Genomic DNA, 18,646 nt, shown 5'->3' on the forward strand with positions numbered 1-18,646 from the left:
CGACACGATCGAACACGGTGTTTCGGGGCGCGCTCCCTCCCCCTGGCTTGCGCTTTGTCAGTTTCGGCTGGAAAAAAGATACGCCGGCATATGGCTCCGGACACTACGCGCTTCGCATGTTCACTCTTTGATCTGTCAGCCTCCTCCGAATCAGCTATTGTCAGCGTATGAACATCCAGGACATTCCGGCGGTGACCATCGGCTCAGTCACCCTCTCGCCCACCTTCCTGCTGGCGCTCGCCGCAGCGGTCGTGCTCGTTCCCATTATCGCACTCGTCCTGCTCTTGACGCGTGCGGCATCTGCCAGAGCAAGACAAGTGGAGGAGATGGCCCGGCGGGACGAGACAGCGGAGGCGCGGCTCGCAGAACTCCTGAAGGCGCAGGCCGAAATGCAGGGTCGGCTTGCGACCATGGCCGAAGTCTTCGGCAGCCGTCAGACTGAACTGAACCAGACAATCAGCCAGCGACTCGACGGCATGACGCACCGGATCGGCGCGACGATCACCGAACAGACCAAGTCGACCCATGACAATCTGCGGACCCTGCAGGAGCGGCTCGCAGTGATCGACGCTGCACAGAACAACATCCAGTCGCTGGCCAAGGACGTCGTCGGCCTGCAGGCGATCCTGTCCAACAAACAGACGCGCGGCGCCTTCGGGCAATCGCGAATGGAGACGATCGTCGCCGACGGCTTGCCCATGGGGGCCTATGCCTTCCAGACGACACTGTCGAACGGGTCGCGCCCCGACTGCACCATCCGCATGCCGAATGATTCTCCGCCGCTGGTGGTGGATGCAAAGTTCCCGCTCGAAGCCTGGAACGTGATCCGGGAAACAGAAAGCCCCGAGCAGAAGAAGGCGGCTTCCCAGCAGTTCAAGCGCGACATGGAGGTACACATCCGGGACATTTCGGAGAAATACCTGATCGCGGGCGAGACCCAGGACATGGCCTTTCTGTTCGTGCCGTCGGAATCGATCTTTGCCGAGATCCACGAGAATTTCGAGGGTGTCGTGCAGAAGGCGCACCGGCAGAAGGTCGTCATCGTCTCGCCGTCGCTTCTGATGCTGTCCATCCAGGTGATCCAGGCCGTTCTGAAGGACCAGCGCATGCGCGAGCAGGCACACCTGATCCAAGGCGAGGTGATCCGCCTGATGGAGGATCTGAGCCGCCTGGACGATCGCACGCGGAAACTGCAAAGCCATTTTCTGGCGGCCCAGAAGGACGTGGAGATGATCATCACCTCCTCGGACAAGCTGGCCAAGCGCGGCGCCAAGATCGAAGCCATGGAGTTCGAGACGCCGGGCGGACGCGAGGATGGCGAAGATGTCCCCGCGCGGGCGGTGGAGAGCCGCACCAGCATGCTCAAGCTCAGGGTTGTTGACGAAGACTGAGGGGCTGGTCCAAAAGAGAAAAAAGACGGCAGAGCATTCCGACGAAACGTCGTCGCCTTCAATGCTCTGTCCCGCTGGTTTCATGCCATTCCGGAGGCAAAACCGGTTACCGCTTTTGCTGGAATTGCCTTAGGGAGGCACCTCGCTCATGATCACCGTCTTCGGCTCCATCAACATGGACCTCGTCGCCACCACGCCGCGCCTCCCGAAGCCGGGCGAGACAGTTTCGGGAACCGGATTTGCAACGGCAGCCGGCGGCAAGGGCGCGAACCAGGCGCTGGCCGCCAAGCGCGCCGGCGCGTCCGTGCGCATGGTGGGGGCGGTTGGGCGTGACGAGTTCGCGGCACCCGCGCTCGACCTGCTGGAAAAGGCGGAAACGGACCTTTCCGGCGTCGCGCGCGTGGATGGCCCCACCGGTACAGCGCTCATTCTCGTCGGTGGCGACGGGGAGAACATGATCGCGGTGGTGCCTGGCGCCAACGGCACCCTCAGCCCCGGCCAAGCAGCCGAAGCGGTTTCGGGCAGCAAACCGGGTGACATCCTGATGCTGCAGCTTGAAGTGCCCGCCGCATCGGTGAAGGCAGCACTCGAGGCTGCCAAGGCGCAGGGCGTGCGCACCGTGCTCAATACGGCGCCGCTGATTGCCGAGGCTGCCGATCTCGCGAAACTGGCAGACATTGTCATCGCCAACGAGACCGAATTTGAACTTCTGGTGGGGCGCGAGGCGCTTACCGCCGACCAGCGCGAACAAATGCTGCTTCAGATGCACACCGAGACCGGGCAGATCCTGATCATCACGCTCGGCGCCGAAGGCGTCGTTGCTGCGGAGGGGGGCCGCCTGCATCGGACGAAGGGGCTGAAGATCGAACCGATCGATACCGTCGGCGCCGGCGACACCTTCTGCGGGTATCTGGCAGCCAGCCTCGATTCCGGACTGATGCTCAGCGAGGCGATACGTCGCGCGGCGGTTGCCGGATCGCTCGCCTGCCTCAAACCCGGGGCGCAGCCGTCGATCCCTGTGTCCGATGAGGTTTCCGCCTCGCTCTGATCTGAAACAGAGCTGACAAGTCTGATTTATTGCCCGTTAAGCAATGGAACATAGCATCGGTCGCGATCGGGGTGCGTGAAGCGCGCCCGGCCGCGCCATGAAAGTGCGGAACGAATGCCCCTGCGTCCTGATCCTCAGTCCTCGAGGCCTCCATGTTCGCCTTCTTCAACCGTTCGATTGCAGCCAAGCTTCTCGTTGTCACTGGCATTGCCATCGGCCTCGTGCTCATTCTCTCCAATCTCGTTCTGATCTCGCAGACCCGTGACCGGGTTCACTCCCTGACCATGGACCAGGCGGACGCCGAGGCCAAATCCATCGCGCGTGAAATCGCCGGTGACATCGGCGAACTTGCCAGTGCCGCGCGCACCATGTCCGGCGTCATCGGTCGCGGGCATGAGGGCAAGTCGCTCGACCGGCTCGGCATCACCAATATCCTGAAGGCAAATCTCGAACAGAACCCGTTCGCTTTCGGCAGCTGGATGGCGGAAGAACCTCTCGCCATCGACGGGCAGAAAGACGAAATCAAGGGCAAGCTCGACCTTTCGGCCAATGACGAAGGCTACTTCACCCCTTACTGGTCGAAGAACCGCAACGGCGAGGTCCAGTTCTCTACCTTCCGCGCGGATTATCCGGCCGAGTGGTATGCGCTGGCGGCCAAGAGCGGCAAGGGCGCGATCACGGCTCCTTACATGGCCGAGGGAACCGACGTTCCGACGACCATGAGTTCCATCGCTTTTCCCGTCTTCTCCGGCGGCAAGCTGATCGGCGTCACGGGCGTAGACATGTCACTTCTGTCGCTGTCCGACAAGCTGAAGGCGTTGAAGCCCTTCGAAACCGGCCGCGTGATGCTCGTGGCGCAGGGCGCGCAGTGGCTCGTGGCCCCGACAGACGACCTCGTGATGAAGACCTATGAAGCCGAAGGGGCGGACGCGCTCAAGGCTTCGCTATCGAACGGAACCGGCGGCCTGGTCCCGAACCTCGTCAACGCAAGCGGCGAAGGCTTCGACCGCCTGCTTTATCCTTTTGCCGTTCCGGGCGTGAACGCGACCTGGGCTGTCATCATCGACATTCCGCATGCGGCGATCAATGCCGCGATCGAGGCGCAGACAATGATGATGATCGTCGGCGGCCTGATCGTGCTCGCTGCCGTGATGCTGACGCTGCTCCTCGCCGTTCGTTCTCTCGCACAGCGCCCGTTGCATGGTCTCGTCGGCGATGTCGAGCGCATGACGAAGGGCGATTATGAAAGCGACATCTCGAACCAGCATCGCGAGGACGAAATCGGCCTCGTCGCCAAGGCGCTCAACGGCTTCCGTCACAAGCTGGCCGAAAGCCACATGCTGGCAGCAGAAGCCGAGACACAGCGAAAGGCAGCCGAAGGCGAACGCCGGCGCAACGAAGAGGATCGCAATGCCTCGGCCTCGGTGCAGCAGCATGTGGTCACCGCGCTCGGCAGTGGTCTCGCCCAGCTTTCGCAGGGCAATCTGGCCCATCGGATTGCCGAGGACTTCCCCGGCGAATACGGGGCGCTGAAGCGGGACTTCAATGAAGCAGTGGCGAGCCTCGAACAGGCAATCGCGTCGGTCAACGGCAGCGTCGTCAATATTGCCGCCGGGACGAGCGAAATTTCCGAAAGTGCCGCCGACCTCTCCAAGCGCACCGAGCAGCAGGCCGCCAGCCTGGAGGAGACGGCTGCAGCCCTCAACGAACTCACAGAGCAGGTCCATTCCAGCGCCGAAAACGCGGGTACTGCCGCCAACACCGTCTCGGTCGCCGTCAAGGATGCCGAGAAGTCCGGCGAAGTCGTACAGAAGGCAGTTGCTTCCATGCACGGCATCGAACAGTCGTCGCAGGAGATCTCGCGCATCATCGGCGTGATCGACGAAATCGCCTTCCAGACCAACCTTCTGGCACTCAATGCGGGCGTCGAGGCGGCGCGTGCCGGGGAAGCCGGCAAGGGTTTTGCGGTCGTGGCGCAGGAAGTGCGTGAACTGGCGCAGCGATCGGCCACCGCTGCCAAGGAAATCAAGGCTCTGATCAACGCCTCGGCCGCACAGGTCAAGGACGGGGTGGAGCTGGTCGGTGAAGCGGGGCAGACGCTCGAAAAGATCTCCCAGCAGGTCATGCAGATCAACGGCCTGATCCGGCAGATCTCGGCTTCGGCCAGCGAACAGGCATCGGGCCTCAAGGAGGTCAATGCCGCCGTCAACCAGATGGACCAGGTGACGCAGCAGAACGCGGCCATGGTCGAAGAAACGACGGCCGCCAGCATGGCGCTGCGCAACGAATCCGACACGTTGCGCGGGCTTGTGGCGAAGTTTCAGGTGGGTGGTGCGGTCGCTCCGGCTGCTATCCTCAGAGCCACAGCGGAAAGCATGCGCGGTTCCTACACGCCACAGGCCGCGGCTCCCCGCGCGCCAGTCTACACGCCGGCGCCGCGGAAGGTGGCGGCGGCAGGCGGGGCCTCAGGCGGCGCCGACAGCTGGGAAGAATTCTGAGCCGAGAACAGATTGCAGACATAGAGGGCCGCTGCAGATGCAGCGGCCCTTCTCGTTTATTGGAGGCGCGAAAACCGCTCGACCAGGAGGTCGAAGAAACCGTCGGCATCGACATTGCGCATGACGGTTGCGTTCGGCGTGCGGCCGGAGACGCCCCACCAATCGACGACCGTCATGCCAACCGTCAGTTCCGACTGCACCTCAATCTCGACGTTGCAATGACGTCCGCTGAACAGCTCCGGCTTCAGGAGGTACGCGACGACGGTCGGATCATGGAGCGGACCGCCATCGGAACCGTATTTCGCCTCATCGAAGCGTTCGAAGAATTCCAGCCACTGCGCCATTATTTTCGCCGGCCTGGTGCCGATGGCGGCGATCCTCGCGACGCGCGCCTTGGTGGTCATCAACTGGTGCGTGACATCAAGCGGCATCACGACGAGGGGAATGCCCGAAGCGAAGACGGCAGCGGCAGCATGGGGATCAACATAGATGTTGAATTCGGCAGCCGGCGTGATGTTGCCGCCCTCGAAGAAGCCGCCGCCCATCATCACCAGTTCCTTGACGCGGGGCGCGACATCGGGCGCCTTTTCAAGCGCAAGACCGATGTTGGTCAGCGGGCCGAGTGTGCAGAGCGTGACGGAGCCGGCCGGTTCGTTGCGCAGCGTATCGATGATGAAATCAACGGCGTGCTGGGTCTCCACGATCATGGTCGGTTCCGGAAGGACGGCGCCGTCAAGGCCGGTCTTGCCGTGTACGTGTTCTGCGGTGACGAGCGGGCGCACCATGGGGCGATCCGCGCCTTCGAAGACGCGCCGGCCTGTCTCGCCGCAGAGTTCGCAGACGATGCGGGCATTGCGGCTGGTCATCCGCAGGGGAACATTGCCAGCGACTGTCGTGATGCCGAGGAGTTCGATTTCATCCGGGCTGGCGAAGGCAAGCATGAGGGCAGCTGCATCGTCCTGACCGGGGTCGGTGTCGATGATGATCTTGCGGGGTTCGGTCATTGGGCATCCTAAGGTCGAAAGCCTGAGGCTTGGAGCGCAGCCTTGCATTTGTCAAGCAAGAGAGTGCTTGTCGGGCGGGATGTGATTTCCCATATTCAGTATGACTGGCCAACAGCCCCTGCCGGGCTGAACAAGGAATGAAATGACGCGCACCAGACTGCCGACGGAAGCCTTCCTCATCACCTTCGACACGGCCGATGGCGGCGCATTGCGGCGGCCTCGGGGTAGTGACGGCTACCCGCCCTACGACATCGAACGCCTCGCCCCGCGGATGGGGGTGGAGCGGCTGCGCGTGACACTCGCCGTGGCGGGGTTCGACGAAAACGAACTCGACGTCAGCATCGAGGCGAACCAGTTGATCATCTGTGGCAAGCAGGTGGACCGCGAGGAGGTAGACTATCTGTTTCGAGGCATCGCCTCCCGGCAATTCCAGCGCGTCTTTGCGATCGAGGATGGGATGGAAGTAACCGGGGCGTCGTTGAGGAACGGGCTTTTGTCGGTCGACATTGAAAGGCACGATCCCGTGCATCTGGTAAGGAAAATTAACATCTCCACCGCAGAATGAGACTTGCGGCAATGTTCGGCCGCCTCTCCCTCATTCGCGGAGGATCGGAATGTTACTGAAAGAAGCCTCGTCCCACCTGACCAAGTCTGAGTTCGCCCATCTGGGCGCCGGCGAAGTGGGCTATATCCGGAAGATGAAGTCGGCCGAAGTTTCCCGCTGCTTCCCGGAAGCTCCGGAAATTGATCCTACACTGGACCTTTGGGCTTTGTTCGCCGCCGATGGCACACCCATTCTCCTCACGGACAATCGCTCCAGCACCTTCTTCAAGGCCGCCGAAGACGATCTGAAAACCGTATCGCTGCACTGAATTTGTGCTCTGGCCAGTTCGCGGCGACGGCGCTCGCGAATCAGCGCTTGTGGAAGGTGAGATAGGCCGAGGATCGGCCCTCACGGCGAGCCTTGGCTTCGTAGCGCGTTCCCGGCCAGCCGTCATAGGGCGTCAGCCAGTCGCTGGCATTGCGGGCCGTCCATTCGAACCCACCATGATCGCGGCAGTGCTGCAGCGTCCAGTTGACATAAGTGTCGATGTCGGAGGCGAAGCAGAAGGTGCCTTGCGGTTTCAGCACCTTATGGAAGCGCTCAAGGTTCACCTGCGAGACGAAACGGCGCTTCCAGTGGCGCTTCTTCGGCCATGGATCGGCATAGAAAAGATCGATCTGGTCGATCTGGCCTTCCGGCAACCAATCGAGCAGCTGCGTGGCATCGTCATCATAGACGCGGATGTTTTGCAGTCCCTCGGCCTCGACGACCGCCAGCAGCTTTGCCATGGAATTGATGAAGGGTTCGACGCCGATGAAGCCGGTGGTCGGATTGGTGCGGGCGCGGTGAACGAGATGCTCGCCGCCCCCAAAACCGATTTCGAGACGGATCTTGTCGACAGGCAGAGGAAACAGCGATTTGAGGTCGGCTGGCACCGGAGATGCCAGGTCGACCTTCAGCTCCGGCAGGATGGTTTCCATCCGCCCGACCTGCTGGTCGCGCAATGGCTTTCCCTTGCGTCGACCGAAGAAGGCTTCGGTCGATCTCGTCCTGCGTTCCTGTTCCGTCATTCAGATCAAGCCTTGATCGCATCCTTGAGCGGCTTGACCAGGTCCAGCTTCTCCCAGGAGAAGGAACCGTCGCGGCCAGCCTTGCGGCCGAAATGGCCGTAGGCCGACGTCTTAGCATAGATGGGCTTGTTGAGGTCAAGATGGCGGCGAATGCCCGACGGGGACAAGTCCATCACCTTGCGGATGCCGGCTTCCACCTCGTCCTCGGTGACCTTGCCGGTTTCATGCAGGTCGACATAGATCGACAGCGGCTGGGCAATGCCGATGGCATAGGAAATCTGGATCGTGCAGCGGTCGGCGAGACCGGCGGCAACGACGTTCTTGGCGAGATAGCGGGCGGCGTAAGCTGCCGAACGGTCGACCTTGGTCGTGTCCTTGCCGGAGAAAGCGCCGCCACCATGGGGGGCAGCACCGCCATAGGTGTCGACGATGATCTTGCGGCCGGTCAGGCCGGCGTCACCATCGGGACCGCCGATGACGAACTTGCCGGTCGGGTTGATATACCAGGCGCAATCGTCAGCGATCTTGAGTTCGCCCAGAGCTTCGCGAATGAAGGGTTCGACGACCTGGCGAACCTTTTTGGAATCCCAGTTCTCGTCGAGATGCTGGGTGGAGAGTACGATGGAAGTTGCTTCGGCCGGCTTGCCGTCGACGTAACGGACGGTGACTTGGCTCTTGGCATCGGGGCCGAGCTTGCCGACGTCGCCTTCGCCCTTCTTGCGGGCGGTGGAGAGCGTCTGCAGAATCTTGTGCGAATAGTAGATGGGTGCCGGCATCAGGTCCGGCGTTTCCTTGCAGGCGTAACCGAACATGATGCCCTGGTCGCCGGCGCCTTCGCTGTTGGAGCTATCAGCAGCCTTGTCGACACCCTGTGCGATATGAGCGGACTGCGAGTGCAGGAGAACGTCGATCTTGGCCGTCTTCCAGTGGAAGCCGTCCTGCTCGTAGCCGATGTCACGGATCGCCTTGCGGGCGGCGGACTTGAACTTGGCCGGATTGATGACCTCGTTGCCGTTCTTGTCGGTCTTCATCAGGCTCGGCGGAAGGCGGACTTCGCCGGCAATGACGACGCGGTTGGTGGTGGCAAGGGTTTCGCAGGCAATGCGCACAGTCCAGGGATCAACACCGGTCTTGGCCGCTTCCCGGTATACCAGGTCGACGATTTCATCGGAAATTCGGTCACAAACCTTGTCCGGGTGACCTTCGGAAACGGATTCGCTGGTGAAAAGGTAGTTTGCGCGCATCGGGATTCCCCTCAAAGTATGGATGGCGGCATCGTTACTCAGTTCCAGCGGCGATGACAAGGACACAACCACATAAATATATCTTTATGTGAGTAGAATTTTCCTTTCCGCGCATAAAAAAAGCGGCCCGACGGCCGCTCTCTTTGAACAGGACGTGGCTCGCTTACTCGCTGTCCGCCTCTGCCGCCAATGCCTTGACGAGATCGACGATCTTGCGGCGCACCTTGGCGTCGCCAATCTTGACAAAGGCACGGTTCAGCTGGAGACCTTCCGAGGAAGACAGGAAGTCGACGACGTAGTTGGAGCTCGATGCTTCTGCCATCCCGGTCGCATTGGAAGGCTGGTCGCCCGGGGCATCCTCGAAAAAGAAGGAAACCGGAACCGTCAGAATGTTGGAAATGTTCTGAAGGCGGCTGGCGCCGACCCGGTTGGTGCCCTTTTCGTATTTCTGGATCTGCTGGAAGGTGATTCCGAGGCTTTCGCCCAGCTTTTCCTGGCTCATGCCAAGCATCGTGCGGCGGAGCCTGATCCGGCTCCCGACATGGATGTCAATCGGGTTCGGCTTCTTCTTGTTCTCGATCATGAAAGTCGTCCTGACAAATTGTTGGCGTTCCGACCAGAACCCGGCGTCCACGAAACCATAACGATACGTTGTACTCGTGATCGCTGATCTTTCAGCATACTTATAGATTACCGGTCTGTTCCACTATGCAATTTTAGGGGTTTTTGGTCAATTCGTCCGCCTAATAAAACCCAGACTAGAAAACAGGGCAATCACGGCCATTGCGGCAATCACCAACCAGAAGTTTAGCAGGTGGGATTGAATGTTACGTTTCGGATCGGAGCTGACATCAAGGGTTGCATCCACAGCCCCCGACGCGTTCAGCGCCAAACCATCGATCACACGTCCATAAGGGTCCACGACTGCCGAAATGCCGTTGCTTGCCACCCGGATCAGCGGCAGGCCCGTCTCGACGGCGCGCAGCCTTGCCTGAAGAAAATGCTGATAGGGACCTGGTGTCGAACCGAACCAGGCGTCGTTCGTCACGTTCAGGATTGCATTTGCGCCGGCAAGGTCAGGCGCGATTTCTGCGGGAAAGATCGCCTCGTAGCAGATCAGTGGATAGAACCCGATGCCGGATGGCAATTTCAACGGCGCCCGGCTGGCCGCAGCGGTGAAGCCACCGGGCAGGCTGATCAGTTCCTCGATACCGAAGCGGCGCAGAATGTCCTCGAAGGGGACGTACTCACCGAAGGGCGTCAGATGTATCTTGTCGCTCGCGCCGAGGATCTGGCCCTTGTCATCGATCATGTAGACCGAATTGTAGTAAAGCGGCGGCTGGCCAGCGCCCCGCTCCTCCGCCCGGACGGCGCCGGTCAACAGAACCTGACCTTCCTGGAGCACGTCGCCGATACGGACGAGGGCATCCGGGTTTTCGGTGAGGATGAAGGGGACGGAGGTTTCAGGCCAGATGATCACGTCGGGTCGTGGTTTACCGTCTTCCGGCGCTGCGGCGCTCAGGCTCAGGTGCTTTTCAAAAACTCCGATGCGATCAGTATTCTCCATCTTCTGCGACTGATCGATCGCCGGCTGCACGAGGCGGACCGTCAGCGTCTTGTCCGCTTCCATCGGCGGAGCGACGTAGAGACGATAGCCACCGTAGCCGAAATGGGCGGAGAGCAGCAGAGCGGCAAGCAGCAGGCCTGGCCAGGCACCGCGGCGCGTGCCGAGAAGCGCGGGTGCGGAAAAGACATAGACTGCGAGGGGTGTGATCGCGAGGATGCCGAGCAGATAACTTGACTGCATCATCAGCGGCACGGGCATTGCGGCATAGCCGATTGCATTCCAGGGAAATCCGGTCGCGATGAAACTGCGCAGCCATTCGACGAGGCCAAAGGCCACCGCAAGGGCAGCTATGCGACCCATGCCATCGGACCATACCTGCCGCGCCAGCATGGTGGCCAGCCCGTAAAAGATCGCGAGCACGGCGGGGAGCCCGAGCACGGCGAGCGGGATTGCCCAGGCAAATTCATCCGCCTCGAGCAGAAGAGCATTGCCGAGCCACCAGAGACCGCTGACGAAATAGCCGAAACCGAAGAACCAACCCGTCCAGAAGGATGAGGAGAGCCCTGCCCTGCCCGTTTCGGCATCGCCCGTTGCCCCGTCCAGAAGCCAGACGAGCAGTGTGAACGAGACGAACATCGAGGCGAAGATGTCGAATGGCGGAAGGGCAAGCGCCCCGATCGCTCCTGCGAGAACTGCGAGACCTGCTCGTCTCACGCCCCACAGCAGCAAGATCCTCGCTGCCAAAGCCTGCATGTCCACCCCTCTTGACCGCGAATCAAACGCGGGCAGTCTTCCAAAAAACAGGGGCCGTGTCGCGGCTTTCGGTGCTGGAGGCTCCGACCGTCAGGACGATGGCCGGTCGGCGCTCTCTAGCGGCGTCTCGCTCACGTCGACAACCGGCTCGGCGGCTGGTTCGACGACTGGTTCGCTCGGCACTGCTGCAGCTTTGGGCGCGCGAGGCTTTGCCGGTGCCTTGGTCCGCGTCCGCGCCTTGGGTGCGGGCTCGCTCTGCGTGGGAGCCACGGCCTTGGGCGCCTTGGCATCGACGTCGCCGTCGGGGCGGATTTCGACATCCCCCTTCGTGGTCGAGCGACGGCGCGCACCGGCCCGCTTGCGGGCGACGCGAACACGCTTGATGCGGCGGGGATCAGCATCGAGGATGTGGAACTCGAAGCCGGGCAGCGCCTGGACCACCTCGCCGCGGGCCGGGATGCGGCCGAGCGCGGAGAAGATCAGGCCGCCCAGCGTATCGACGTCTTCGAGGCGATCCTTGATGTCGAAATCGGGACCGATCGCTTCGGCGATCTCTTCCAGTTCGACGCGGGCGTCAGCGATCAGAACATCGTCGGAGACGCGGCTGAACATGACTTCTTCATCGTCGTGTTCGTCATCGATGTCACCGATGACCATTTCGACGATATCCTCGTGGCTGACGAGACCGTCCGTGCCACCATATTCGTCGATGACCAGTGCCATCTGGGTGCGGGCCGCCTGCATGCGGCTCATCAGGTCCGAGGCGAGCATGGAGGGCGGAACGAAGAGGATCGACCGGATGATGCCAGCTTCGGCGACAGTCTTCATGAGATCGATGCGGGCGAGGTCGAAGTCGATCTTCGGCTTGGCCGGCTTTTCCACCTTGTCTGCAGCGTTTGCTGCTGCGGCCGGCTTTGCCATGCGCTTGCGGCTGCGAGCCTGCTTGGTGACGTAGGATAGAAGGTCGCGGATGTGGACCATGCCGCGCGGGTCATCGAGCGTATCGGCATAGACAGGCATGCGCGAACGACCGGACACATCGAAGATGGTCATCAATTCGCCGATGGTGACGCTCTGATCGACCGCTTCGATATCGACGCGCGGGACCATGATGTCCTCGACGCGGATCTCGCGGAAGCGGAGAATGTTGTTGAGCATCGCCCGCTCTTCGGGCGTAAATGCCTCGCCCAACTGGGCATCGGCATTCAGGGCGACCGTCAGGTCCTCGCGCAGGCTCGTGGAAGAAGACGGTTTCAGAATGCGGGCCAGGCGAGCCCAGAAGGATGGTGATTGTCGGGCCGAGCCTTCCGCTCGGGGGGGACTACTGCCCTCTTCCGAAGAAGATCCCTCATTACTCTCTTTGGCCTCGGGGGCCGTTTTCGTCGCAAAATCGGTCATTGTTCCAAACTATCAGATCGGGTCTTGTCCCGCATAGGGGTCAGATAGGCCAAGTTTCGCCAGAATGCGAGTCTCCAGCGCTTCCATTCTCTCGGCATCGTCAATTTCGATGTGGTCATAGCCGAAGAGATGCAGGAATCCATGAACCATCAGATGGGTCAGATGATCCTCGAAACTTTTCTCCAGTTCAATCGCTTCACGCTCCACCGTCTCACGCGCAATGATGATGTCACCGAGCATCGGCCCCGGCATTTTGCCGGGGGTCAGCGGATAGGCGGGAAAGGAAAGGACGTTGGTCGGCTTGTCCTTGTCGCGCCATTCGGCATTGATCTCACGGATCATCTCGTCATCTGCGAAGACCAGCGAGACCTCCGTCGGTTGCTTCGGGAAGGCCTGGCCTTCGCTTGAAGCGAGATGCGTTTCGGCCGCGCCGAGAACGCGCGTGGCCAAAGCCTCCAGCGCGATCTCGTCTGCCCAACCGTCTGCCTCGACGGCTATCTGTATGTCCAACTGGCTCATCGTTTCATGGCAGGGCGGGCCTTAGTGCTCGCTCTGCTCGCTCTCGTCCTGTACCTTGTACTTCGCGTCATAGGCCTGCACGATGCGGCCGACAAGCGGATGGCGGACCACATCGGTATCCTTGAAGCGGACAACCGAGACACCTTCCACACCCTTCAGCACCTGCAAGGCCTCGACGAGGCCGGATGTGACGCCGCGCGGCAGGTCGACCTGGCTCGGGTCGCCGGTGATGATCATGCGGCCATTCTCACCGAGACGGGTGAGGAACATCTTCATCTGCATCGAGGTGGTGTTTTGCGCCTCGTCGAGGATGATGGCGGCATTGGCGAGCGTGCGGCCACGCATGAAGGCGAGCGGCGCGATTTCGATGACGCCGGCGGTGATGGCACGCTCGACCTTGTCACCGGGGATCATGTCGTAGAGCGCATCATAAAGCGGACGGAGATAAGGATCGACCTTCTCCTTCATGTCACCCGGCAGGAAGCCGAGGCGCTCTCCGGCTTCAACGGCTGGGCGGGTGAGCACGATGCGATCGACCACACCGCGTTCCAGAAGCTGGGCAGCATGCGCGACGGCGAGATAGGTTTTGCCGGTACCGGCGGGGCCGACGCCGAATACCATTTCGGATCGTTCCAGCGCGCGCATGTATGCGTCCTGGGTCGGCGTGCGGGCCGCAATCGTCTTCTTGCGGGTGGAAATCTGCGCCATGGAGAGCTTGGCCTTGCGCTCCATTGTCGGAAGGGACAACTGGTCGTCTGCAGCGACTGCCATGCGGATCGCGCCTTCGACATCCGAAGCTTCGACTGAGACGCCGCTCTGCAGGCGGGCATAGAGGAAATCGAGAGCGCGACGGGCCTGATTGGTTGCCTGAAGTTCGCCGGTTATGGCGACCGAATTGCCGCGGGCGCGGGCCTCGATCTGCAGGCGCTGCTCAAGCAGTTTCAGATGCTGGTCGAACTGGCCGAAGAGCTCGCTGGCAAGCCTGTTGTTCTCGAACGTCAAGATGAAGTGATTGGCGTCGGTCGCAGGGTTGCGGACATTGCGCGAGGGTGAAGAAACCACTTCTGTTGCGTTCAAGCGATCAGGCTCCTGTTGCGTTCAGGTTCAGACCCTCACTCTAACCCTCTGCCACCTCGGCAAACAAGCTGTTTGGGCCGGCTGCGGTGATTCGTACCTGTATAATGTCACCGATTTGCGATGACTTTGCATCAACATTCACAGAGTGCAGCCAGGGCGAACGACCAATGAGCTGGCCCGGCATGCGGCCCGGCTTCTCCAGTAGCAGATCGATGGTTTTGCCAATCATCGATTGCATGAAGGATTGCTGCTGGTCGAGCAGCAGCGCCTGGAGCCGTGCCAGGCGTTCTGTCTTCACATCCTCGGCCACGTGATCGGGCAGATCGGCGCCGGGCGTGCCCGGACGGGTGGAATATTTGAATGAATAAGCCTGTGCGTAGTTCACGTCGCGCACAAGGGTCATCGTGTCCTCGAAATCGGCCTCGGTCTCGCCGGGAAAGCCGACGATGAAATCACCCGACAGCGCGATATCCGGACGGACGGAACGGATGCGTTCGATAAGGGCGATGTATTCCGAGGCCTTGTGGCGACGGTTCATCGCTTTCAGGATCCGGTCGGAGCCAGACTGCACCGGCAGATGCAGATACGGCATCAACATCCTGAGATCGCGATGCGCTTCAATGAGACGGTCATCCATGTCGCGCGGGTGGCTGGTGGTGTAGCGCAGACGGGCAAGGCCCGGGATTTCCGCAAGCCTGTAGAGCAGGTCGCCGAGACCGATCGTCGTGCCCTGCTCGTCCTCGCCATGCCAGGCGTTGACGTTCTGGCCGAGCAGCGTCAATTCGCGCACGCCTGAATCCACGAGACGACGGGCTTCCGTCAGAAGCTGGGAGAGCGGACGGGAGACTTCGGACCCACGGGTATAAGGCACCACGCAGAAGGTGCAGAACTTGTCGCAGCCTTCCTGGACCGTGAGGAAGGCGGTGACCGAGCGCGGTTTGCCGATGATCTTGGTCGGATCGGGCAGGTGCTCGAACTTGTCTTCCAGCGCATATTCGGTATCGACCACGCGCTCGCCGGCGCGGGCCTTGCGGAGCGCCTGCGGCAGACGGTGATAGGTCTGGGGGCCGAGCACGACATCAACAGCGGGCTCACGGCGGGAGATTTCCTCGCCTTCAGCCTGGGCGACGCAACCGGCGACGCCGATCATGAATTCCTTGCCTTCGGCCGCACGCACCTTCTTGTGCTCGCGCAGGCGTCCGAGCGCCGAATAGACCTTTTCGGCGGCCTTCTCCCGGATATGGCAGGTGTTGAGCAGAACGAGGTCAGCCTCTTCCATCACCTCGGTCGGCGCATAGCCATCCGCCGCCAGGGCATCGGCCATGCGACCGCTGTCATAGACGTTCATCTGGCAGCCATAGGTCTTGATGAAGACCTTGCGCGTATTGGCGCCCGGCAGCGGGGTTTCGGTGAGGCTCGCGGTTTCCTGGGTCATGGCCGCTATTTAGTGGTTTTCGGCCGGCGATTAAACCGAAAAGTTGGGGTTGTGATGAAACCCTTTAGCCATTGATCTCAGATTTTGGAGGGAGCTTGCCCCGTTGCCGAGCATCGGCACGCCACAATCTCTTTCTGGCATCCGGCGCCTCCAGATGACGATACCTGCCTCCAGAAAACTTTGGCCAGTCAAGGGCCATCCCAGCACGCACAAGTTCGGCAGCAATATCGCGACCGTCCGGCAAGAAGCACTCCGCAACTACACGATCATATGAAAGATCCGGGCGCAGTCTAGCAGTAACAACTTGGCCCTTGCACATCTGGACCAGAGTCCACTTCGACTTTTTACCCCAAGGATGATCCAGTTCTGGCGCGTCTATGCCTGCGATGCGAATGTGCGTGCCGTCTATCACGATGGTATCGCCATCCACGACCCAACATTGTCCTCTGAGAATTCGTTCGCTTACAGGCTCAGGCTTCAGGTGAACCACAACGACTGGAGGTCTGCCAGAATCTCTGGACCGTCGCTTTGTCTCACGCAACAAAAGCCTGAACAGCATTCGAAACATTCGGTCTTCCCCCACCGCATTTTGTTGCGAGTAAGATGACCTACCGGCGTCCAGACTACAACCACTGACAAAGTCTCGCTCAGCGGCGGTGCCGGCCGCGCAGATGGGCGAGCAGCATGGTCCGCAACTTGTCCTCGATGCGGATCGCGAGTGCCTTGCGGCTGTCGCCTTTCTTGAATTCGACCGTCTCGCCAAAGGTCACGTCTACATCAAGCGCGCCCGCACGCAGGACGCCGATCAGATGCTCCAGGAGACCGATGTCGCCGGGCCAGCCGGCGATCGGGCGGTGGTACCGTCCCATGGGCATGCCCTGGACGCGGGTATAGGCGATGGCGACGGGCTGAACGTAGACGACAGCATCTTCCCCATTCGGGAGGGCGGCCGCGGCCGCACCGAAGAGGGACGACTTGATGCCGAGGATGCGGTTGCCATCCGAGGTCGTGCCTTCGGGGAAGAGCACGACGATTTCGCCATCTCCCATGCGGGCCGCAATCTCGTTGATCTGGTCGCCGGTGCGGCGCTTTTCCTCGCGAACCACGAAGATGGTCTTCTGCAGCCTGGCGAGGAAGCCGAAGACGGGCCAGGAAGCGACCTCGGTCTTGGCAATGAAAGCAACATCGGCCAGCGAACCAAGGACGAGAATGTCCATCCAGGACGCGTGATTGGCGGCAATCATCAACGGGCGGCGGGTGTCGAGCGCGCCATGGACATGGACGCGGATGCCGAGGAACCAGAGCGCCATGCGGTGCCACTGGCGCGGCAAACGCCTGCGCAGCGGCCAGTCGAGGCGGAGCGCCAGAAGCTGGACCGGAATCAGCAGCCCCGAGACCACGAGCAGCACGAGCAGGTAGAGCCCGACCCTCAACCAGTTGATCACGCGGGCCTCGCAGGCGTGGTGGTCATCGGCTCACTTCTCGTCCTTCGACAGCGGTATGCCATAGAGCTCCAGGCGATGGCCGACGAGGCGGAAGCCGTGTTCGCGGGCGATGCGCTCCTGCAAGGCTTCGATTTCCGGCGAATGGAATTCGACCACGGTGCCCGTCTTCAGATCGATCAGGTGGTCGTGGTGCTCTTCGGGCACGGTCTCGTAGCGCGAGCGGCCGTCGCGAAAATCATGTCGCTCGATGATGCCGGCGTCCTCGAAGAGCTTGACCGTGCGATAGACTGTCGAAATCGAAATCTTGGCGTCGATCCTGGACGAGCGGCGATAGAGTTCCTCGACGTCGGGGTGATCGTCAGATTCCTCGAGGATGCGGGCAATGACGCGGCGCTGCTCGGTCATGCGCATGCCCCGTTCGGCACACAGCGTTTCCAAAGATTTCAGGGCGTCGTTCATGGTGTCAGCTTATCTGCAGATGGTCGGTTCGTCCAACCGACCGGTTAGCGAAGATCGCGGCGCATGACAAGCGCGGAGGACCGGCGGCCGTTTTCATTCATATAGTAGGCCGGCCGTTCGCCGGCCTTCTCGAAGCCGAGCTTGCGGTAGAGGCCGAGGGCCGCCTGGTTGCCGTCGTCGACTTCGAGGAACATGGATTCGCCGCCCCTCAACTTCGCCTCGCGCATCGCCGCCTGCATGAGCCGCCAGCCGAGGCCGAAGCGGGCGACTTTGTCGCTGACGGCGATCGTCAGGATCTCGGCCTCGCCGGCCACTTCGCGTGCGAGCACAAAGCCCGATAGCGGCGCCTTGAAGAAGAGAGTGTTTGTCTGCCAGGCGGCGAAGCCGAAGGTATTGGGCTGGTAAAGCAGGCTGAGGAATTCGCCATCGCCCCAGGCGCGGGGGAAGCGCTCGGCATGCAGCCCGGCCACCGCGCGGCAGTGTTCGGAGGTCATGGGGACGATTTCGAACTCGGGCTGGCGGTAGAACAGGCTGTCGCGCATGTCAGGCTCTCGATACGGCAAACCCGGCTTGCGGTTTCGCATCCGGTCCGCGCAGATAGAGCGGCCTCGGCTTGCCCTGGGCTTTCGCCGTTGCTGAGATGCGCGCAACGAGATCGATCGGATAATGATCGGGAGCGGTTTCAGCCTCCCGGTCATTCACCAGGGTCGAAGCCGAGCCGACCAGCACGACGCCGGGCGCGGTCGCGCGGGCGAGATAATCGTCGAGCTCGAGCAACAGCGGTTCGCCCTGCGGCACATCGCGCTCGAAGCCCTGGGCATAGACCTGATCGCGATGGGCGTTGATCGCGGCCAGCACGGGTTTTTCGGAACTGGATGCGGTCCGGGCCAGAACTTCCAGCGTCGACACGCCGACACATTCCACCCCGAGTGCCAGAGCCAGCCCGCGGGCGGCGGCGACACCGACGCGGATGCCGGTGAAGGATCCGGGACCGACTGTCACCCCGATACGCTCGACATCGGTCAGCGTGAGCTTCGCCTCGGCCAGGGCATCATCGATCATGGCCATCAAGCGTTCGGCATGACCACGCCCGATGGTTTCGCTGACGCGGCCGAGCATCTTGCCCGTTTCGGACTCAAAAACGGCGGCTGCGCAGTCCACACCCGCCGTATCGATCGCAAGAACGATCATGTT

Annotated in this window: 18 protein-coding genes and 1 pseudogene; 5 read left to right on the forward strand and 14 right to left on the reverse strand. The window is 61.5% G+C overall.

Going from position 1 to position 18,646, the window contains the following annotated elements; all coding sequences use genetic code 11:
• Positions 1–167: 167 nt before the first annotated feature.
• From LJE98_RS03350 to LJE98_RS03360, 3 genes are all read left to right on the forward strand, one after another.
• The gene (locus LJE98_RS03350) at positions 168–1,391 is read left to right on the forward strand and encodes a DNA recombination protein RmuC (protein ID WP_229573420.1); all 1,224 of its coding nucleotides are present in this window, start codon (positions 168–170) and stop codon (positions 1,389–1,391) included.
• A 148-nt stretch (positions 1,392–1,539) separates the two neighbouring features.
• Positions 1,540–2,439: a ribokinase gene (locus LJE98_RS03355; protein WP_229573422.1), complete on the forward strand. Its 900-nt coding sequence runs from the start codon at positions 1,540–1,542 to the stop codon at positions 2,437–2,439.
• A gap of 152 nt (positions 2,440–2,591) precedes the next feature.
• A complete protein-coding gene (locus LJE98_RS03360) occupies positions 2,592–4,937 on the forward strand; it encodes a methyl-accepting chemotaxis protein (RefSeq protein ID WP_229573424.1) in 2,346 nt (781 codons plus the stop codon).
• A 56-nt stretch (positions 4,938–4,993) separates the two neighbouring features.
• Here the strand turns inward: LJE98_RS03360 and LJE98_RS03365 are convergent, their stop codons facing one another.
• Complete coding sequence (locus LJE98_RS03365; RefSeq protein WP_229573426.1) at positions 4,994–5,941, reverse strand: nucleoside hydrolase; 948 nt, start codon at positions 5,939–5,941, stop codon at positions 4,994–4,996.
• Between the two features lie 142 nt (positions 5,942–6,083).
• On the opposite strand from LJE98_RS03365, the gene LJE98_RS03370 reads away from it, so the two are divergent.
• Positions 6,084–6,506: an Hsp20 family protein gene (locus LJE98_RS03370; RefSeq protein ID WP_229573427.1), complete on the forward strand. Its 423-nt coding sequence runs from the start codon at positions 6,084–6,086 to the stop codon at positions 6,504–6,506.
• A gap of 49 nt (positions 6,507–6,555) precedes the next feature.
• Positions 6,556–6,813, forward strand: coding sequence for a DUF1150 family protein (locus LJE98_RS03375; protein WP_229573429.1), 258 nt, complete (start codon positions 6,556–6,558; stop codon positions 6,811–6,813).
• 40 nt (positions 6,814–6,853) lie between these two features.
• Here the strand turns inward: LJE98_RS03375 and trmB are convergent, their stop codons facing one another.
• From trmB to tsaB, 13 genes and pseudogenes are all read right to left on the reverse strand, one after another.
• Positions 6,854–7,555 (reverse strand): tRNA (guanosine(46)-N7)-methyltransferase TrmB, encoded by a 702-nt coding sequence (gene trmB, locus LJE98_RS03380; RefSeq protein WP_229573431.1) that lies wholly within the window; start codon positions 7,553–7,555, stop codon positions 6,854–6,856.
• Between the two features lie 5 nt (positions 7,556–7,560).
• Positions 7,561–8,799, reverse strand: a complete 1,239-nt coding sequence (gene metK, locus LJE98_RS03385) for a methionine adenosyltransferase (protein ID WP_229573433.1) — start codon at positions 8,797–8,799, stop codon at positions 7,561–7,563.
• Positions 8,800–8,962: 163 nt separating this feature from the next.
• On the reverse strand, positions 8,963–9,382 hold the full coding sequence (locus LJE98_RS03390; RefSeq protein ID WP_102020784.1) for a helix-turn-helix domain-containing protein: 420 nt from the start codon (positions 9,380–9,382) through the stop codon (positions 8,963–8,965).
• 147 nt (positions 9,383–9,529) lie between these two features.
• Positions 9,530–11,119, reverse strand: coding sequence for an apolipoprotein N-acyltransferase (gene lnt / locus LJE98_RS03395; protein WP_229573434.1), 1,590 nt, complete (start codon positions 11,117–11,119; stop codon positions 9,530–9,532).
• Positions 11,120–11,434: 315 nt separating this feature from the next.
• Positions 11,435–12,517: pseudogene (locus LJE98_RS03400) on the reverse strand (transporter associated domain-containing protein); the annotation flags it as partial.
• Between the two features lie 12 nt (positions 12,518–12,529).
• Positions 12,530–13,036 (reverse strand): rRNA maturation RNase YbeY, encoded by a 507-nt coding sequence (gene ybeY, locus LJE98_RS03405; protein WP_229573438.1) that lies wholly within the window; start codon positions 13,034–13,036, stop codon positions 12,530–12,532.
• A gap of 21 nt (positions 13,037–13,057) precedes the next feature.
• Positions 13,058–14,113, reverse strand: a complete 1,056-nt coding sequence (locus tag LJE98_RS03410; protein WP_229573439.1) for a PhoH family protein — start codon at positions 14,111–14,113, stop codon at positions 13,058–13,060.
• Positions 14,114–14,153: 40 nt separating this feature from the next.
• Entirely contained in the window at positions 14,154–15,548 is a 1,395-nt protein-coding gene (gene miaB, locus LJE98_RS03415) for a tRNA (N6-isopentenyl adenosine(37)-C2)-methylthiotransferase MiaB (RefSeq protein WP_229573440.1), read from the reverse strand.
• Between the two features lie 64 nt (positions 15,549–15,612).
• The gene (locus LJE98_RS20275) at positions 15,613–16,116 is read right to left on the reverse strand and encodes a thermonuclease family protein (protein ID WP_420710086.1); all 504 of its coding nucleotides are present in this window, start codon (positions 16,114–16,116) and stop codon (positions 15,613–15,615) included.
• A 79-nt stretch (positions 16,117–16,195) separates the two neighbouring features.
• On the reverse strand, positions 16,196–16,990 hold the full coding sequence (locus tag LJE98_RS03420; RefSeq protein WP_420710100.1) for a lysophospholipid acyltransferase family protein: 795 nt from the start codon (positions 16,988–16,990) through the stop codon (positions 16,196–16,198).
• Positions 16,991–17,023: 33 nt separating this feature from the next.
• Positions 17,024–17,452 carry a Fur family transcriptional regulator gene (locus tag LJE98_RS03425; protein ID WP_229573442.1) on the reverse strand — a complete coding sequence of 143 codons (429 nt, stop codon included), beginning with the start codon at positions 17,450–17,452 and terminating at the stop codon, positions 17,024–17,026.
• 44 nt (positions 17,453–17,496) lie between these two features.
• The gene (locus LJE98_RS03430) at positions 17,497–17,994 is read right to left on the reverse strand and encodes a GNAT family N-acetyltransferase (RefSeq protein ID WP_229573443.1); all 498 of its coding nucleotides are present in this window, start codon (positions 17,992–17,994) and stop codon (positions 17,497–17,499) included.
• A gap of 1 nt (position 17,995) precedes the next feature.
• On the reverse strand, positions 17,996–18,643 hold the full coding sequence (tsaB, locus tag LJE98_RS03435; protein WP_229573444.1) for a tRNA (adenosine(37)-N6)-threonylcarbamoyltransferase complex dimerization subunit type 1 TsaB: 648 nt from the start codon (positions 18,641–18,643) through the stop codon (positions 17,996–17,998).
• Positions 18,644–18,646: the final 3 nt, after the last annotated feature.

Source organism: Rhizobium sp. 'Codium 1', assembly GCF_020889605.1.
GTDB classification, from domain to species: Bacteria; Pseudomonadota; Alphaproteobacteria; order Rhizobiales; family Rhizobiaceae; genus Allorhizobium; species Allorhizobium algae.

What these genes read in the sequence shown, in the direction of transcription:
- LJE98_RS03425 (WP_229573442.1), bottom strand. Translation starts at nt 17,452, where the DNA reads ATGAACGACGCCCTGAAATCTTTGGAAACGCTGTGTGCCGAACGGGGC.
- miaB (WP_229573440.1), bottom strand. Translation starts at nt 15,548, where the DNA reads ATGACCCAGGAAACCGCGAGCCTCACCGAAACCCCGCTGCCGGGCGCC.
- LJE98_RS03355 (WP_229573422.1), top strand. Translation starts at nt 1,540, where the DNA reads ATGATCACCGTCTTCGGCTCCATCAACATGGACCTCGTCGCCACCACG.
- tsaB (WP_229573444.1), bottom strand. Translation starts at nt 18,643, where the DNA reads ATGATCGTTCTTGCGATCGATACGGCGGGTGTGGACTGCGCAGCCGCC.
- LJE98_RS03430 (WP_229573443.1), bottom strand. Translation starts at nt 17,994, where the DNA reads ATGCGCGACAGCCTGTTCTACCGCCAGCCCGAGTTCGAAATCGTCCCC.
- lnt (WP_229573434.1), bottom strand. Translation starts at nt 11,119, where the DNA reads ATGCAGGCTTTGGCAGCGAGGATCTTGCTGCTGTGGGGCGTGAGACGA.
- LJE98_RS03360 (WP_229573424.1), top strand. Translation starts at nt 2,592, where the DNA reads ATGTTCGCCTTCTTCAACCGTTCGATTGCAGCCAAGCTTCTCGTTGTC.
- LJE98_RS03375 (WP_229573429.1), top strand. Translation starts at nt 6,556, where the DNA reads ATGTTACTGAAAGAAGCCTCGTCCCACCTGACCAAGTCTGAGTTCGCC.
- LJE98_RS03365 (WP_229573426.1), bottom strand. Translation starts at nt 5,941, where the DNA reads ATGACCGAACCCCGCAAGATCATCATCGACACCGACCCCGGTCAGGAC.
- LJE98_RS03370 (WP_229573427.1), top strand. Translation starts at nt 6,084, where the DNA reads ATGACGCGCACCAGACTGCCGACGGAAGCCTTCCTCATCACCTTCGAC.
- LJE98_RS20275 (WP_420710086.1), bottom strand. Translation starts at nt 16,116, where the DNA reads ATGTTTCGAATGCTGTTCAGGCTTTTGTTGCGTGAGACAAAGCGACGG.
- ybeY (WP_229573438.1), bottom strand. Translation starts at nt 13,036, where the DNA reads ATGAGCCAGTTGGACATACAGATAGCCGTCGAGGCAGACGGTTGGGCA.
- LJE98_RS03390 (WP_102020784.1), bottom strand. Translation starts at nt 9,382, where the DNA reads ATGATCGAGAACAAGAAGAAGCCGAACCCGATTGACATCCATGTCGGG.
- trmB (WP_229573431.1), bottom strand. Translation starts at nt 7,555, where the DNA reads ATGACGGAACAGGAACGCAGGACGAGATCGACCGAAGCCTTCTTCGGT.
- metK (WP_229573433.1), bottom strand. Translation starts at nt 8,799, where the DNA reads ATGCGCGCAAACTACCTTTTCACCAGCGAATCCGTTTCCGAAGGTCAC.
- LJE98_RS03350 (WP_229573420.1), top strand. Translation starts at nt 168, where the DNA reads ATGAACATCCAGGACATTCCGGCGGTGACCATCGGCTCAGTCACCCTC.